The sequence below is a fragment of the Variovorax sp. MPBD4-3 genome, from assembly GCF_058809745.1.
In genome coordinates, this window is sequence record NZ_JBXASW010000031.1 from 49,406 (window position 1) to 65,400 (window position 15,995).

15 protein-coding genes and 1 riboswitch are annotated in these 15,995 nt (G+C 69.6%); of the genes, 9 read left to right on the forward strand and 6 right to left on the reverse strand.

The genetic code is table 11. The features are described from left to right. Positions 1-12 precede the first annotated feature (12 nt). Positions 13-1,551 carry a malonate--CoA ligase gene (locus tag AC1RVW_RS18360; protein ID WP_493201611.1) on the forward strand — a complete coding sequence of 513 codons (1,539 nt, stop codon included), beginning with the start codon at positions 13-15 and terminating at the stop codon, positions 1,549-1,551. A 12-nt stretch (positions 1,552-1,563) separates the two neighbouring features. On the opposite strand, the gene AC1RVW_RS18365 is transcribed toward AC1RVW_RS18360, so the two are convergent. After that, positions 1,564-2,628 carry a phenylacetaldoxime dehydratase family protein gene (locus tag AC1RVW_RS18365; RefSeq protein ID WP_493201613.1) on the reverse strand — a complete coding sequence of 355 codons (1,065 nt, stop codon included), beginning with the start codon at positions 2,626-2,628 and terminating at the stop codon, positions 1,564-1,566. Positions 2,629-2,646: 18 nt separating this feature from the next. Continuing rightward, entirely contained in the window at positions 2,647-3,651 is a 1,005-nt protein-coding gene (locus AC1RVW_RS18370; protein WP_493201615.1) for a carbon-nitrogen hydrolase family protein, read from the reverse strand. Between the two features lie 189 nt (positions 3,652-3,840). Between AC1RVW_RS18370 and AC1RVW_RS18375 the strand changes: the two genes are divergently transcribed. Further along, positions 3,841-4,803, forward strand: a complete 963-nt coding sequence (locus AC1RVW_RS18375) for an AraC-like ligand-binding domain-containing protein (RefSeq protein WP_106934733.1) — start codon at positions 3,841-3,843, stop codon at positions 4,801-4,803. Between the two features lie 31 nt (positions 4,804-4,834). Here AC1RVW_RS18375 and AC1RVW_RS18380 read toward each other — a convergent pair whose 3' ends face one another. The 4 genes from AC1RVW_RS18380 to AC1RVW_RS18395 form a co-directional block, all read right to left on the reverse strand. Further along, a complete protein-coding gene (locus tag AC1RVW_RS18380) occupies positions 4,835-5,656 on the reverse strand; it encodes a sulfite exporter TauE/SafE family protein (protein WP_081270931.1) in 822 nt (273 codons plus the stop codon). A 303-nt stretch (positions 5,657-5,959) separates the two neighbouring features. Further along, positions 5,960-6,304 carry a cell division protein ZapA gene (locus AC1RVW_RS18385; RefSeq protein WP_493201617.1) on the reverse strand — a complete coding sequence of 115 codons (345 nt, stop codon included), beginning with the start codon at positions 6,302-6,304 and terminating at the stop codon, positions 5,960-5,962. After that, positions 6,301-6,525 (reverse strand): DUF904 domain-containing protein, encoded by a 225-nt coding sequence (locus AC1RVW_RS18390; protein WP_081270851.1) that lies wholly within the window; start codon positions 6,523-6,525, stop codon positions 6,301-6,303. The genes AC1RVW_RS18385 and AC1RVW_RS18390 overlap by 4 nt, the downstream gene beginning before the upstream one ends. 98 nt (positions 6,526-6,623) lie before the next feature. Beyond that, positions 6,624-8,339: a ClcB-like voltage-gated chloride channel protein gene (locus AC1RVW_RS18395; RefSeq protein WP_493201619.1), complete on the reverse strand. Its 1,716-nt coding sequence runs from the start codon at positions 8,337-8,339 to the stop codon at positions 6,624-6,626. Positions 8,340-8,391: 52 nt separating this feature from the next. Beyond that, positions 8,392-8,656, forward strand: a riboswitch (cobalamin riboswitch). A 97-nt stretch (positions 8,657-8,753) separates the two neighbouring features. Here AC1RVW_RS18395 and AC1RVW_RS18400 point away from each other — a divergent pair. The 7 genes from AC1RVW_RS18400 to cobO are packed head-to-tail and all read left to right on the forward strand — an operon-like array spanning position 8,754 to position 15,915. Continuing rightward, positions 8,754-10,670 (forward strand): TonB-dependent receptor domain-containing protein, encoded by a 1,917-nt coding sequence (locus tag AC1RVW_RS18400; protein ID WP_493201620.1) that lies wholly within the window; start codon positions 8,754-8,756, stop codon positions 10,668-10,670. Further along, the gene (locus AC1RVW_RS18405; RefSeq protein ID WP_493201622.1) at positions 10,655-12,088 is read left to right on the forward strand and encodes a cobyrinic acid a,c-diamide synthase CobB; all 1,434 of its coding nucleotides are present in this window, start codon (positions 10,655-10,657) and stop codon (positions 12,086-12,088) included. The genes AC1RVW_RS18400 and AC1RVW_RS18405 overlap by 16 nt, the downstream gene beginning before the upstream one ends. Further along, a complete protein-coding gene (locus tag AC1RVW_RS18410; RefSeq protein WP_409195345.1) occupies positions 12,057-12,656 on the forward strand; it encodes a bifunctional adenosylcobinamide kinase/adenosylcobinamide-phosphate guanylyltransferase in 600 nt (199 codons plus the stop codon). The genes AC1RVW_RS18405 and AC1RVW_RS18410 overlap by 32 nt, the downstream gene beginning before the upstream one ends. Continuing rightward, positions 12,653-13,528, forward strand: coding sequence for an ABC transporter substrate-binding protein (locus tag AC1RVW_RS18415; RefSeq protein ID WP_493201624.1), 876 nt, complete (start codon positions 12,653-12,655; stop codon positions 13,526-13,528). The genes AC1RVW_RS18410 and AC1RVW_RS18415 overlap by 4 nt, the downstream gene beginning before the upstream one ends. Beyond that, positions 13,525-14,550 (forward strand): FecCD family ABC transporter permease, encoded by a 1,026-nt coding sequence (locus tag AC1RVW_RS18420; protein WP_493201626.1) that lies wholly within the window; start codon positions 13,525-13,527, stop codon positions 14,548-14,550. Before AC1RVW_RS18415 ends, AC1RVW_RS18420 begins: the two co-directional genes overlap by 4 nt. Beyond that, positions 14,547-15,323: an ABC transporter ATP-binding protein gene (locus AC1RVW_RS18425; protein ID WP_493201628.1), complete on the forward strand. Its 777-nt coding sequence runs from the start codon at positions 14,547-14,549 to the stop codon at positions 15,321-15,323. The genes AC1RVW_RS18420 and AC1RVW_RS18425 overlap by 4 nt, the downstream gene beginning before the upstream one ends. A gap of 22 nt (positions 15,324-15,345) precedes the next feature. Continuing rightward, positions 15,346-15,915 (forward strand): cob(I)yrinic acid a,c-diamide adenosyltransferase, encoded by a 570-nt coding sequence (gene cobO / locus AC1RVW_RS18430; RefSeq protein WP_409195347.1) that lies wholly within the window; start codon positions 15,346-15,348, stop codon positions 15,913-15,915. The last annotated feature ends 80 nt before the right edge of the window (positions 15,916-15,995 follow it).

Below are 15,995 nucleotides of genomic sequence, written 5' to 3' on the forward strand. Positions count from 1 at the left end.
AGTACCTGCCCGATGAAGAAGCCTGCCAACGCCAACCTGTTCGCCGCCTTGCGCGCGGCCTTTCCCGCCGACCTCGACGCCATTGCCGTGGAGACCGACGACGGCATGTTCTATTCGTGGCGCGACCTCGATCGCGCCAGCGCCATGATCGCCAACCTGCTCGATGCACTGAAGCTCGAGAAGGGCGCGCGCATCGCCGTGCAGGTCGAGAAGTCGGTCGAGGCCATGCTGCTGTACCTCGCCACCTTGCGCGCGGGCTACGTGTTCCTGCCGCTGAACACCGCCTACCAGAGCGCCGAGATCGAATACTTCATCGGCAACGCCGAGCCCGCCGTGGTGGTGTGCACCAGCCGCAACGCGCCGTGGGTCGGCCCCATCGCCAACGCGGCGGGCACGAAGCACGTCTTCACGCTGGACGACGACCGCACCGGCACGCTGCTGGAGGTGGCCGCGCAATGCAGCGACCGGCACACGCCGGCGCACCGCAAGGCCGACGACATGGCCGCCATCCTCTACACCAGCGGCACCACCGGGCGCAGCAAGGGCGCGATGCTGTCGCACGGCAACCTGCTGTCGAACGCCGAGGTGCTGAAGGACTACTGGGGCTGGACCGAAGGCGACGTGCTGATCCACGCGCTGCCCATCTTCCATGTGCACGGCCTGTTCGTGGCGCTGCACGGCGCGCTGCTCAACGGCAGCAAGATGCTGTGGTTCTCCAGGTTCGACCCCAAGCGCGTCGTGCAGAAGCTGCCCGAAGCCACGGTGTTCATGGGCGTGCCCACGCTGTACGTGCGGCTGCTCGCGGAGCCGGGCCTCACGCGCGAGGCGGTGCGCAACATGCGGCTGTTCATCGCCGGCTCCGCGCCGCTCCTCATCGAGACCTTCGAGGAGTGGCGCGAGCGCACCGGCCACACCATCCTGGAGCGCTACGGCATGAGCGAGACCGCCATGCTCACCTCCAACCCCTACAGGCCCGAGCAGGGCGAGCGCCGCGGCGGCACCGTCGGCTTTGCGCTGCCTGGCGTGCAACTGCGCGTGCGCGACGACAGCGGCCGTGATTGCACCACCGACGAGATCGGCAACATCGAAGTCAGCGGGCCCAACGTCTTCTCGGGCTACTGGCGCATGCCCGAGAAGACGAGGGAAGAGTTCACCGCGGACGGTTTCTTCAAGACCGGCGACGTGGGCAAGATCGACGGCCTGGGCTACATCACCATCGTCGGGCGCAGCAAGGACCTGATCATCAGCGGCGGCTACAACGTGTACCCGGCCGAGATCGAGGGCTACATCAACGAGATGGCCGGCGTGGCCGAGAGCGCGGTGGTCGGCGTGCCGCACCCCGACTTCGGCGAGGTGGGCGTGGCCATCGTCATTCCCAAGGCCGGCGCCGCGCTCGACGCCGAAGCCATCGTGGCCGACCTCAAGTCGAAGCTCGCGAACTTCAAGATCCCCAAGCGCTGCTTCGTGGTGCCCGAGCTGCCGCGCAACACCATGGGCAAGGTGCAGAAGGCGCTGCTGCGCGCGGAGCACAAGGCGCTGTTCGCGAGCTGACCGCAGGTCGTCTCATGCCGCGGGCGCGAGCCCGTTCATCAGCCCGCTGCGCGCGTGGCAGTTGATGTACTCGTAGCTCTGCTCGTCGGCCTTCAGCACCGACACCTCGTGGTACACGCGCAGCTGCAGCTGGAAGTTCAGCGCCTGCACGTAGCGCATGAAGCTGCCGAAGATCGCGACGTGCGTCGGGTGCGACTCGGCCCAGCGCTCCATGTCGGCCAGCGAGTGCCAGTAGCTCAGGCCGAAGGACTTCTGCAGCGGCTTGCCGTGCGTGTCGAGGTGGTGCATGTAGCGGTTGCTGTAGCAGCCGATGCCCAGGCCCTGGTCGCGCAGGAAGTCCATGCCTTCGCGCAGCACCGGCTCCATCTCCTGCAGGTAGAGCGTGCGTTCCTGGCCGGTGGTGTCGGTCCATTCCTGGCCGGAGCGGATCATCGCGATGTTCTCGTGGCCGGCGATGCGCACGCGCTGCCCCGGCGCCGGCGCGCCGGCGATCACCGCGCGCGTGCCTGACGGCGCCATGGCGTCGGTCTGCGAGAGCGGGATGCGGTCGCGCATCGATCCCCAGTAGCCGTGCTCCTGCAGTTCGCCGCTGACGCCGCCCATCACCACGCCCACGCCCTCCATGCGGTCGGGCGTGTTGAACATGGTCTCGAAGTGCTGCACGCGTGGCGACGCGATCTCGCGGAAGTAGCCGAGGCCTTCCGTGAGCCGCTCGTCGGCGCGCCACCATGCGTCGACAGCGGGCGTGGCGCACCAGCGCCTGAACGCATCGGTGTCGCGCCAGTAGGCGATGGCGATCATGTTGTCGAAGCCGTCGGCATCGACGTGGTGCGTGAGGTCGTGGTGGCCCGGCCCGTCGGGCAGGGCGAAGTCGCTCGCGATCTTCATCAGCGCGGCGCAGGCGCGGCCCTGCATGTCCGCGCCGCGCGACTGCACGCCGAAGTAGCCCATGACCACCTGCGTGGTCGATACGGGCGCGCGTGCCGACCACACGGGGTAGGGCGGGGCGTAGTCGTCCTCCACGCGGCGGTGGCGCGTGCGGGGGCACTTCAGGTGCTCGGCGATGGCGGATTCCACGGCTCGGCTCCTTCGCTGTCAGGCCACGACCGGCTCGGCCGCGCTGCTCTCGGGCTCGGGCGTGAGCTGCACCACCATGGGCTCGCGGCGCGTCTTGTTCAGCAGCAGCTGCGTGACGTCGGGGCGCGAGTAGTGCCCGCTGGGGTCCGCCGCGGCCTTGGCGAGCGAGATCATGCCAAGGTCGATGTCGGCGACGACCAGGCCTTCTTCGTCCTCCGCCAGCGGCGTGCCCAGCGGTGAACCGTCGGGCGCGTAGATGCGCGCATGGCCGCCGCCCACGCCCAGCATCTGCTGCTTGCCGGCGTCGGTGCACATCAGCTCGCTCATGGCCTTGGACACGGTGGCGCAGGGCGCGATCACGAAGCAGCCGCCCTCCACCGCATACACCTGACTCGCTGCGTTGTTGACTTCCTGCCCCAGTGCGTAGGCCGCGCCGCGATAGAGCGAGAAGCTGGGCCAGGCAGCGCAGTGGATCTGCTCGTTCTGCGCATACATGGCGTACTTGCTGAGCGGCTGCAGATGCTCCCAGCAGCACAGCGAGCCGATGTTGCCGATCGGCGTTTCCACCACGTGCAGGTCGGCGCCGTCGCCTTCGCCGAACACGGTGCGCTCCACGTGCGTGGGCTTGAGCTTGCGGCGCGTCTGCACGGTGTTGCCCTGGTCGTCGATCAGCGCCTGCGCAATGTAGAGGCTGCCCGCCGACTTCTCGCTGAAGCCGAAGGACAGCCAGATCTTGTGCTTGCGCGCCGCGGCGTTCAGGCGTTCGAACTCGGCGGAGCCGATGACCAGCGAGTTGTCGTGGTAGCGCTGCACGAACTGCATGCCCCATGCCGGCGAGTCGAGCCATATCCACCATGGGTAGCCGGGGATCCAGGTCTCGGGAAAGGCGATGAGCTGCACGCCCTGTTTCGCGGCCTGCGCCATCAGGTCGATGGTCTTGTCGATGGTGGCGTCGAGGTCGAGGAAAACGGGCGCTGCCTGAACGGCGGCGACGCGCAGCTTGGGGTGGACGGTGGTCGGCATGGTGGATCTCCAGGTGCAATGAAAGTAGTGAACCGCAGGCCGCGCGCACCGGGTTTGCGCTGTGGCATGCGGGTTGCTTGAAGCGTAAATTCGCGCCGCCGGAACGGCTTGACCAGGATTGGCCGCGTTCTTGTTCCAGCGTTGCATGCACCAGTCCGCGCCGTTCGCGGGCTTTCCGAGGAACCCCCGATGACCCAGTTGATCAGCACCGACGCCGTCTCGCGCAACCAGCGGCTCGCCTACTGGACCGACATGATCTGCAACGTCTACGTGCAGCTCGGCTGCGACCCGGTGCACGAGGGCGACACGGGCGATTTCGAGGGCAGCATCCGCCAGCACACGCTGCCGGGCCTCGACGTGTCGGTGGTCACCTCGGCGCCGCAGAAGGTGATGCGCACGCCGGGCCACATCTCGAGATCGAGCGACGACTACTTCCTCGTGAGCATCCAGGCGCGCGGCCACGGCGTGGTGCGCCAGGACGGGCGCGACGCCGTGCTGTCGGCCGGCGACTTCGCGCTGTACGACAGCACGCGGCCCTACCAGCTGCTGTTCGACGAGGCCTTCGAGCAGATCGTGCTGAAGCTCCCCGGCGAGCGCCTGCGCAGCGAACTGCGCGACACCGAGGCGCTGACGGCCACCACGGTGTCAGGCCGCGAAGGCGCGGGGCACCTGCTGCTGGGCATGATCCGCACGCTGCGGGAAGACATCGACACGCTGCAGCCCGCCTCGGCGCTGGCCGTGGCCCACGGGGTGCAGAACATCCTGGTGGCGGGGCTGCAGACATTGCCTGCGGCGCGCGCGCCGGCGCTCAGCAATCTCACGGCGTACCACCTGGCGCGCGTGAAGCGGCGCATCGACGAGCAGCTCGCCGATCCGTCGCTGTCGGTGGGTACGCTGGCGGCGGAGCTGGGCATGTCGGTGAGCCACATCCACCGCGTGTTCAAGAGCGAACCGCTCACGCCGTCGCAGTACATCTGGGAGCGCCGGCTCGAGGCCTGCAGCCGCGACCTCCTGGAGCCGCGCCTGGCGGGCCGCCCGGTGGGGGAGATCGCCTACGGGCGGGGCTTCAACGACGCGGCGCATTTCAGCCGTGCCTTCAGGGAGCGCTTCGGTTGCTCGCCGCGCGAGTGGCGGCAGCGGGTGCAGCAGTAGCCGGAGCTGCCGGACCGGCAGCTCGCCGTCTTCAGCCGTGCAGGCCCTTCCAGAGCATGTAGGCCGCCAGCAGGTACAGGATGCTCGCGAACACGCGCTTGAGCTTCTTCACCGGCAGGCTGTGCGCGGCCTTGGCGCCCAGCGGCGCGGTGAGCACGCTGCACGCCGCGATCACCGCGAGCGCCGGCAGCCAGATGTAGCCGAAGGAGCCGGCCGGCAGGCCGTCGACGGACTGGCCGCTGACCACGTAGCCCGCCACGTTGGCCACCGCGATCGGAAAGCCCAGCGCCGCGCTCGTGGCCACGGCGTTGTGGATGGCGATGTTGCACCACGTCATGAACGGCACGCTGATGAAGCCGCCGCCCGCGCCCACCAGGCCCGAGATGAAGCCGATGGCGCCGCCCGCCGCGAGCTGGCCGCCCGTGCCCGGCATCTGCCGCGTGGGCTTGGGTTTCTTGTCGAGGAACATCTGCGTGGCCGAGAAGCCCACGAACAGCGCGAAGACGATGGCGAGCGCCGTGCCCTTGAGCAGCGCGAACACGCCCAGGCTGCCCGCGAGGCTGCCGATGACGATGCCGGGCGCGAGCCGCTTCACGATGTCCCAGCGCACCGCGCCGCGCTTGTGGTGCGCACGCACGCTGGACACCGAGGTGAAGATGATGGTGGCCATGGAGGTCGCGATGGCCATCTTCACCGCCAGGTCGGCCGGCACGCCGCGGTGGCCCATGATGATCGTGATGAACGGCACCATCATCATGCCGCCGCCGATGCCCAGCAGGCCCGCGAGAAAGCCGGTGCCGAGGCCGAGTGCCGCGAGTTCGGCGATGAGCAGGGGGTCGAGCAGGGCGGTGATGTTCACGGTGGCGCGGGGAAGGGAAAGTGCTTCTGCAAAAAGCAGCGGCCCCGTGCAACTGGTGCAGGGGGCCGCGGCGGGAAAAGGTGTCTGCAGATGATGTGCCGGACCCGCATCCTGAACCAGGGTTCAGGTGGGCGAGGGCAGCAAGACTTCGGGTTCATCTGACGCGAGATGATCACGCCCGTCTAGCGATGTACCAAGCCCGGCTCCGGAGAGCATTGGAACAAGGAAATATTAAGCCCGACACGTCTGCAGACAGTTCGGATTTTACGCCTCCCTGCCTGTGTCCGACGAATTCATTCAGAGCAAATGTCCATCGCCGGCAAGGGCTTGATCGAGTCTCTGAATGAGCTGCGCGGCCTTCGGGTCGGTTTCCGCCGTATCGGCGGCAGTGCCTGCTGCCTCGGCGGGAGGTACTGCCGCGGGCGCGGCGGCGGCCGTGGCCTGCTGCGCGGCCAGGTCGAAGGCCAGGTTCAGCGAGGCCAGCACCGCGATGCGGTCGCGGGCCTTGACTTTTCCCGCATCGCGGATCTTGCACATGGCAGCGTCCACGCGTTCGACGGCTTCGCGCAGCTGCGCCTCGCCGCCGTCGGGGCAGCCGAGCAGATAGCTCTGGCCCATGATCTGTACTTCAATCTGCTTCATGCGGAGGGGTCTTGGGGAGGTGGTTCAGCCGGCAGCCGTTCGAGCAGCGCGTCGAGGCGCGTGCGGGCCGCAGCGAGCCGCGACTTCAGTGCGTCGCGTTCGCGCGTGAGCGCATCGACCTGTTCCTGCAGCAACTCATTGGTGCGCTGCACCTCTTCGTGACGCACGAGCAGGCGTTCGACACGCTCGGCGATCTGGTCGATGGGGCTGGATGCGGGCATGGTTGGCGATTGTAGTTTCCCTGGGAGGGGCCCTTCGCCATGCTTGGGCGAGGGGGCGTGCAGGCATGGATTCTGCGGCCTTCCACCGGCGTTTCAAACTACTCGCTCAGCCGCACATAGGTGGCGAGCAGCGCGCTCTTGGCCGCCACGCCCAGCAGCACCGGGTCGGCCGCGCTCTCTATCACCGGCAGGCGCTCGCCACGGTGCTCCAGGAAGCGCTGCAGCGCTTCGCCCAGGCCGGTGTCGGCGGTGATCGGCAGGATCGCCTGTGAGAGCAGGGCGCCAGCCGTGGTTTCGGCCGGCGCTGCGCCCAGCGCGGCCAGCGGCACCACGCCCAGGTAGCGCCCGTCGGCGTCGACCACGTACAGGTACTTCACCGGGTGCTGCAGGAAGAGCCTGCTCATCGCCTCGCGGTCCGCCTCGGGGCCGACCACGGTCTCGGCCGGCTGCACGAGGTCGCGCACGTGCAGCCCGCGCAGGCGCAATTGCGCGTCGCGCTGCTCGTTGCGGCGCAGCGTGATCTCGTACATGGAGCCGGCATTGGCCGAGCGCGCGATGAAGTACGCGATGACGCTCGCGGCCATCAGCGGCAGCATGACCTGGTAGCTCAGCGTCATCTCGAAGATCATCAATATCGCCATCAGCGGCGCCTGCGTCGCGCCCGCCAGGAAGGCGCCCATGCCGACGATGGCATAGGCGAAAGGCGCGGAGCTGGAAGCCGGCCACAGCGCCTGCACCGCCAGCCCGAACAGCGCGCCGATCATGCAGCCGAAGAACAGCGCCGGCGTGAACACGCCGCCCACGGCGCCCGATCCCGCGGTGGCCATGGTCGCGGCCGCCTTGGCGACCAGCACCATCGCGATCAGCGTCCAGGGCCACGGCGTGTGCAGCACCGCGTTGACCACGCTGTAGCCGTTGCCCCAGACCTCGGGCATCGGTACGGAAATGGCGCCCATCAGCAGCCCGCCCAGCGCCAGCCGCCACGGCAGCGCGAGCGGCAGCCTGGCGAACAGCGCGCGGCTGCCCTGCAAAGCGCGCAGGAATGCGACCGCCGCAAAGCCCAGCAGCACGCCGAGCACGCAGAACAGCACCACCTCCGCGCCGTGGATCTCGGGGAACGGCGGCATCTTGTAAGGCGGCTGATAGCCCGGCAGCGCGCGCATCGCGACGTTCGCCACCACCGACGCGATGATGATCGGCCCCACGCTTTCCATCGCGATCGAGCCCAGCACGATCTCGGCGACGAAGAAGGCGCCAGCGATGGGTGCGTTGTAGGCGGCCGTGAGGCCGGCGGCGGCGCCGCAGGCCACCAGCAGCCGCAGCCGTTCCGCCGGAAAGCGCAGCAGCCGCCCCAGTTGCGAGGCCGCCAGCGCCGCGAGCTGCACCATCGAGCCTTCGCGCCCTATGGAGCCGCCGGTGCCGATGCTCACCAGCGACGACGCGCTGCGCACCAGCGTCTGCGCGACCGGGATGCGTCCGTCGCCGAGCACGATCGCTTCCATGTAGTCGGAGGTGGCGCTTCGCTCCGCCACGCGCTTGGCAAGCACCAGCAGCAGGCCCGCCACCAGCCCGCCGAGCGTGGGGCAGGCCACGCGCGCCCACCACGGCAGGTGCCTGGCCATGGCCACCAGCCCTTCGCCGGGGCCCAGCACCAGATGCTCGAAGCCGTAGAGCGCCGCGCGGAAAAGTTCGGTCGCCAGCGTGCCGAGCAGGCCCGCGGCAATGGACCAGAGCAGCATCGACTGCCAGCCCGAAACGCCGAAAAGCCGCTGCAGCGCGGAACGAATATTCAGGAAAACCGAGGCCGGGCGCATTGCTTCGATGTTAGCGGTGCGCAACTTTCGGCTTAAATCGTGTCGGACAGGGCCTAAAATCCCGGCCGTTGGTGCCTGCGGCGTGGTTCACGCGCCGCGGTTCAACGGGAAGCAGGAGTGAAGGTCCCCCGAACGCCCTCGAGCGCGTACCGGGCCCGGCCCAAGCCGCCTGCGCTGCCCCCGCAACGGTCAAGCAGACGACGCCGCAAGGCGTCACCCCTCTCCACACAGCCACTGGGCACCCTGAAACAGGTGCCTGGGAAGGCGGCGAGGGGTGTTCTGCCAGCCCGGATACCGGCCAACAAGGCGGCTGCCGCATGCACGGAAAAAAGAATCCGTGCGCGAGGCAGCCATTGCGCCCAGGTGCCGGCGGGGAAGCCGGCACGGGGCATTGACGTTCGTTCGGCACATTTCATGATTTCCCACGCTTCCGTTTTCCGTGGCCGCGCTCCCGCGCGCCGTCTCCGCTTCGCCTGCCTGCCGCTGGCGCTGGCATCCGCCTTCGGCGGCCCGGCCCATGCGCAAGAAGCGCCCACCCTCGGCGAGACGGTGGTCACGGCCAACCGCACGCCGCAGGCACTGTCGGACCTGGTGGGCGACGTGTCGATCATCGACCGCCAGACCATCGAGCGCAGCGGCGCCACCGGCGTGGCCGACGTGCTGGCGCGCCTGCCCGGCATCGAGATCTCGCGCACCGGCGGCATCGGCAACACCACCAGCCTGTACATCCGCGGCGCGGAAACGCGCTTCACGGCCGTCTACCTCGACGGCGTGCGCATCGACTCGCAGTCGACCGGCGGCGCCGGCTGGGAAGGCATTCCGCTGTCGCAGATCGACCGCATCGAAGTGCTGCGCGGCCCGGCCGCCGCGGTGTATGGCTCGGATGCCGTCGGCGGCGTGATCCAGCTCTTCACCAAGCGCGGCGAAGAGGGCGTCTCGCCCTACGCGGGCATCGGCTTCGGCAGCTACGGCCTGCGCAAGATCGAAGGCGGCGTGAGCGGAAAGTCAGGCCTGTTCGACTACTCCTTCGGTGTCGAACATGAAGAGAGCAAGGGCTACAACGTGCAGCCGGTGGTCAAGCGCAACGTGGTCAAGGACGGCTTCACCAGCCCCGATCGCGACGGCTACAACAGCACCTCGGGCAACGTGAAACTGGGCTTCCAGATCACCCCCGACCAGCGCATCGACGCCACGCTGCTCGCGAGCGACATCAAGGCCGGCTACGACGCCACCGTGTCGTACAAGACCAAGCTGCCGTTCCTGTTCGCCAACGACATCGCGAACAACACGCTGCGCACCGCCGGCCTCACCTGGTCGGCCAAGTGGAACGATGTGTACAGCACCCGCGTGCAGATCACCGATTCGCAATCGGTCTACAAGACGCAGCCTTCGTTCTACCGAACTGAAACCCACCTGCGCGGCTACCTGTTCCAGAACGAATTCCGCTTCGGCCCGCACCTGGTGACGGCCACCCTCGAGCGCCGCGAAGACGCACTCGACAACGCGCCCACCACCAGCTCGAAGCTGCTGTCGCGCGACCGCGCGCAGGACGCGCTGTCGCTGGGCTACGGCTTCGTGCAGGGCCCGCACTCGCTGCAGCTGCATGTGCGCCACGACCGCGACAGCGAATTCGGCGGCAAGACCACCGGCAGCGCCGCCTACGGCTATGCCATCACGCCGTCGCTGCGCTTCACGGCCTCGGCCGGCACCGCCTTCCGCGTGCCCACGCTCTACCAGCGCTTCAGCGAATACGGCCTGGCCACGCTGCAACCCGAATCCAGCCGCAACGTCGAACTGGGCCTGCAGTACACCGAAGGCGCCTCGCACGCCGGCATCGTGGTCTACAACAACCAGGTGCGCAACCTGATCAGCTTCGACGGCACCGCCAAGGGCTGCGCCTCCTCCTTCGGCTGCTACAGGAACACGGCGCGCGCCCGCTACCAGGGCGTCACGCTGTCGGGCGGCCACCGCATCGGCGACGTCACGCTGCGCACCTCGCTCGACTTCCAGGACCCGCGCGACCTCGGCACGCACAACCTGCTGGCTCGCCGCGCGCAGCGCCACGCCACCTTCGGTGCCGACTGGCGCGTCGCCGGCTGGACGCTGGGCGCCGAGGTGCAGACCTCGAGCCGCCGCTACGACGACGCCGCCAACAGCGTCAAGCTCGGCGGCTACACCGTGCTGAACCTGTCGGCCAGCAGGCAGATCACGCGCGACCTGAACCTGATCGCGCGGGTCGACAATGTGGGCAACAAGGACTACCAGTACGCACGCCTGTACGCCACCGCCGGCCGCACCGCGTACGTCGGTCTCAAGTGGACGCCGCAATAAGCAACCCCTCGCAAGCAAGCGACACCGCCGGTGCCGCGGCGGCCGCCTGCGCCGCGGTGCTGGTGGCCGCGCCGGCCTCGGGGCAGGGCAAGACCACGGTCGCGGCCGCGCTCGCGCGGCTGCACACGCGGCAGGGCCGGCGGGTGCGGGCCTTCAAGTGCGGGCCCGACTTCCTCGACCCGCTCTGGCTCGCGCTGGCCACCGGCGCGCCGGTGCATTCGCTCGACCTCTGGATGACCGGCGAAGCCGACTGCCGCGAGCGCCTGCGTGCGGCGGCGGCCGACTGCGACCTGCTGATCGTCGAGGGCGTGATGGGCCTGTTCGACGGCACGCCGAGCGCCGCCGACCTGGCCGTGCGCTTCGGCCTGCCGGTGCTGGCCGTGATCGATGCGCATGCCATGGCCGGCACCTTCGGGGCGCTGGCCTACGGCCTGCAGAACTTCCGGCCCGGCCTGCCGTGGGCCGGCGTGCTGGCCAACCGCGTGGGCAGCGAGCGCCATGCCGGCATGCTGAAAGACGCGCTGCGCGAGCCTTCTCAATGGCTCGGCGCCTTGCCGCGCGACGCGGACTTCACGCTGCCGGAGCGGCACCTGGGGCTGGTGGTGGCGGACGAACTGGGCAACGCGATGGCGCGCCTCGACGCCGTGGCCGACGTGCTGGCCGGCACGCCGCTGGGGCAGATGGACATCGCGCAACTGCCGCAGGTGCGCTTCGATGCCGCACCGCATGTCGCGAACATGCAGCCGCTGCTGGCCGGCCGCACCATCGCCATCGCACGCGATGCCGCCTTCTCTTTCATCTACCCCGCGAACCTCGACGTGCTCACCGCACTGGGGGCGCGCCTTTCCTTCTTCTCGCCGCTCGCGGGCGACGCCTTGCCCGCTTGCGATGCGGTCTGGCTGCCCGGCGGCTACCCGGAGCTGCACGCCGAGGCGCTGTCGCGCTGCGAACCGATGCGCGCCGCGCTGGTTGCCCATGTGGCGGCCGGCAAGCCCGTATGGGCCGAGTGCGGCGGCATGATGGCGCTGTTCGAAGAGCTGGCCACGCATGAAGACGCGGAGGCCGGCAACGTGCATCGCCTGTGGGGCCTGCTGCCGGGCAGGGTGACCATGCAGAAGCGGCTGGCCGGCCTCGGCCCGCAGCAGTTGCAGCTCGGCAGCCACGCCTTGCGCGGCCACACTTTCCACTATTCGCGCTGCGAGACACCGCTCGCGCCCGTCGCGCGCACCGCCCGGCCAGGCACGACCCAGGCCGTGGGCGCGCAGGGCGGCGAGGCGCTCTACGTGCACGGCCCTGTGCGCGCCAGCTATTTCCATGCGTGGTTCGCTTCCAGCCCCGAAGCCACCGCGCGACTTTTCGGCGCCATGCCCACCGAGTTGCAAAGCCATGCCCACCATGATCAAGCCCGCGACTGTTGAGCACGAGTTCATCCTCGGCGGCCAGAAGAGCGGCAAGTCGCGCCGCGCCGAGCAGCGCGCCGCCGACTGGCTCGCCGCCGACCCGCGCACCCGCCGTGCCGTGATGATCGCCACCGCGCAGGCGTACGACGACGAGATGCAGGAGCGCATCGTGCGCCACCAGGCCGACCGTGCGGAGCGCGTGCCCGGCATGCGCACCATCGAGGAACCGATCGAGCTCGCGCGTGCCGTGGTCACGCAGAGCACGCCCGACACGCTGGTGGTCGTCGACTGCCTCACGCTCTGGCTCACCAACCTGCTGATGCCGATGCCCGCCGAAGATGCCCGCCCTCCCACGCGCACGCCGTCCACGCACATGGGCATGCTCATGGTCGCGTTGCGCGAAGCGCGCGGCCCGGTGGTGCTGGTGGGCAACGAGATCGGCCTCGGCGTGATTCCGCTGGGCCGCGAGACGCGCGCATTCGTCGATGCGCTGGGCCGCCTGAACCAGGACGTGGCCGCCGCCTGCCACCGCGTGACGCTCATGGCGGCCGGCCTGCCGCTGAGCCTGAAGGTCCCCGCCGCATGAGCGCGAGGAAGATCCGCATTCCGCTGGCCGCATTCGGCCTGGCGCTGTTCGCGCTGGCGGCGCACGCGCTCGACGTGGTCGACGAGCGCGGCGTGACCGTGAGCCTGCGCGAGCCGCCGCGGCGCATCGTCACGCTGCTGCCTTCGCTCACCGAATCGGTCTGCGCGCTCGGCGCCTGCGACCGGCTGGTGGGCATCGACCGCTATTCCAATTCGCCCGAGCAGGTGAAGGCGCTGCCGCAAGTCGGCGGCGGGCTCGACCCGAACGTCGAGGCCATCGTCGCGCTCAAGCCCGACGCGGTGCTGCTCGCCAAGTCGTCGCGCGTCACCCAGCGGCTCGAGGCGCTGGGCGTGAAGGTGCTGGTGCTCGAGCCCAAGAGCCATGCCGACGTGCGGCGCGTGCTCGACAAGCTCGACCAGGTGCTGGGCACGCACGAGGCACCCAGGGTCTGGCGCGTGATCGACGCCAGCGTGTCGGCCGCCGCGCAGTCGCTGCCCGCGAGCGCGAAGGGCCTGCGCGTGTACTTCGAAGTGAACAGCGCGCCCTACGCGGCGGGGGAGTCGTCGTTCATCGGCGAAACGCTCACCCGGCTCGGCGCGAAGAACATCGTGCCGGCTTCGCTCGGCCCGTTTCCCAAGCTCAACCCCGAATACGTGGTGCGCGCCAATCCCGACATCATCATGGTCAGCGTGCGCAGCGCGCAGGGGCTGGAGCAGCGCCCGGGCTGGGCCGGCATCCGCGCGGTGCGCGAAGGCCGCATCTGCCGCTTCAGCGCCGAGCAGTCCGACGTGCTGGTGCGGCCCGGCCCGCGCATGGACGAGGCCGCGCGCCTCATGGCGCAGTGCCTGGGCGACAAGGGCGGCAAGCGGTGAGCGCGGCGCACAGGCACACGGCGCACCTGCGGCGGGTTCTGCTGCTGGGCTTCGGCCTGCTGGTGCTGGGCGCGGGGGCGATGCTGCTGGGCCTGGGCATCGGCAGCACCGGCTTCGAGAGCCTGCTGTCGGCACGGCACGACCCGGTGGCGCTGCAGATCGTGTGGGACATCCGCCTGCCGCGCACGCTCGGCGCCTGGCTGGCCGGCGCCTTGCTCGGGCTGGCGGGCGCGGTGGCGCAGGGGCTGTTCCGCAATCCGCTGGCCGACCCGTACCTGCTGGGCAGCGCCTCGGGTGCATCGCTGGGCGTGGCGCTGGCGCTGCTGATGTTCGGCGGTTCGGCCGCCAGCACGCAATGGGTGATGCGGCTCGGGCTCACTGGCGCGGCCTTCATCGGCGCGGTGGTGGCGGTGATGCTCACGCTGCTGCTCGCGCGCGGCGTGCAGCAGACGCTGCGGCTGCTGCTCGCGGGCGTGATCGTCGGCGTGGTGCTCGGCGCCGCCAAAGACCTCATCACCATCGCTTCGGCCGACATCCTTCAGGCCATCCAGGGCTTCATTCTCGGCAGCACCGGGCTGGTCGGCTGGAGCGCCTGCGCGGTGATGGCGATGGTCGGCGCGGTGTGCCTGCTGCTCGGCTGGGCGCTGGCGCCGGTGCTCGACGGGCTGGCGCTGGGCGAGGCCACAGCGCGCAGCCTGGGCCTGCCGCTGGGCGCGATGCGCGCGGCGCTGGTGGTGGTGCTCGCGCTGGCCACCGGCGCGGCAGTGGCGCAGACCGGGCTGATCGCATTCGTCGGCCTGGCGGCGCCGCACCTGGTGCGCTCGGTGGTCAAGACCACGCATGCGCGGCTCATCCTGTTGTCGGCGCTGATGGGCGGCTTGCTGCTGATGTCGGCCGACCTGCTGGCGCGCTGGCTGATCGCGCCGCAGGAACTGCCGGTGGGCGTGCTCACGGCGGTGCTGGGCGGCAGCTACCTGCTCTGGCTGATGCACCGGCGCAGCGCCCGCGGGGGCGTGGCATGAACAACGCACCGGCGCTCGAAGCGCGCCGCCTGAGCGCCACCCTCGGCGCCGCCGAGGTGCTGCACGGTATCGACCTGGCGCTCGCTTCCGGCCGCTGGACCAGCATCGTCGGGCCGAACGGCGCGGGCAAGTCGACCTTGCTCAAGGCGCTGGCGGGACTGCTCGCGCATCGCGGCGAGGTGCGGCTGTTCGGCGAGCCGCAGGCGAAGATTGCAGCGCGCGTGCGGGCGCAGCGGCTGTCTTGGCTCGGCCAGAGCGGCACGGGCGAGGGCAGCGCCGACGACCTGATGGTCTACGACATCGCCATGCTCGGACGGCTGCCGCACCAGCGCTGGCTGGCAGCGCCCAGCGCGGCCGACCGAGACGCGGTGGAGCGCGCGCTGCGCACCACCCAGGCCTGGGACTGGCGCGACCGCCCGCTGGGCCAGCTCTCCGGCGGCGAGCGCCAGCGCGTGCTGCTGGCGCGTGCGCTCGCGGTCGAGGCCGATCTGCTGCTGATGGACGAGCCGCTCGCCAATCTCGACCCGCCGCACCAGGCCGACTGGATGCAGACCGTGCGCGCCCTCGTCGGCCAGGGCAAGACCGTGGTCAGCGTGCTGCACGAACTGCCGATGGCGCTGGCCGCCGACGAACTGGTGGTGATGAACCTTGGCCGCGTGGCGCACCACGGCACCTGCGGCGACCCGGCCACCCATGCGGCGCTGGAGCAGGTGTTCGACCACCGCATCCGCGTGCACCGCGTCGCGGACCAGTGGATCGCGCTGCCGCAGTAACACACACACGAACCGAAGAATCATGCAGATCGAAACACCCCCCAGCGAGAAGCCTTACGAAAAGCCCGAGGGCGAACGCCGAGGGATCGTCATCGTCAACACCGGCGACGGCAAGGGCAAGAGCACGGCGGCCTTCGGCCTCGCGTTGCGTGCCCATGGCCGTGGCAAGGCGGTGAAGATCTACCAGTTCATGAAGGTGCCGAGTGCCCGATTCGGCGAGCACCGGATGTTCGAGCAGATCGGCATTCCGATCGAGGGTCTGGGCGACGGTTTCAGCTGGAAGAGCCAGGACCTGGAGCGCTCGGGCCAGCTTGCGCGCGACGGCTGGGAGAAGGCGAAGGCGGCGATCATGTCGGGCGAGTTTTTTCTCGTGGTGCTGGACGAGATCACGTATCCGCTGATCTACGGCTGGCTGCCGCTCGAAGGCGTGCTCGAGACTTTGCGTGACCGGCCCAGGCATGTGCACGTGGCGCTGACGGGGCGCCGTTGTCCGCCGGAGATCATCGAGTTGGCCGACACGGTGACCGAGATGACTCTGGTGAAGCACGCTTTCAAGGCTGGGATTCCTGCGCAGCGTGGGATCGAGGACTGACGTGGGGCGCGCTCACGCCGACGGGGTACCTTGCTCCGCGAATGTCCCCCGGCCTGCGGCCTCCTCCTTTATTTCGCTGC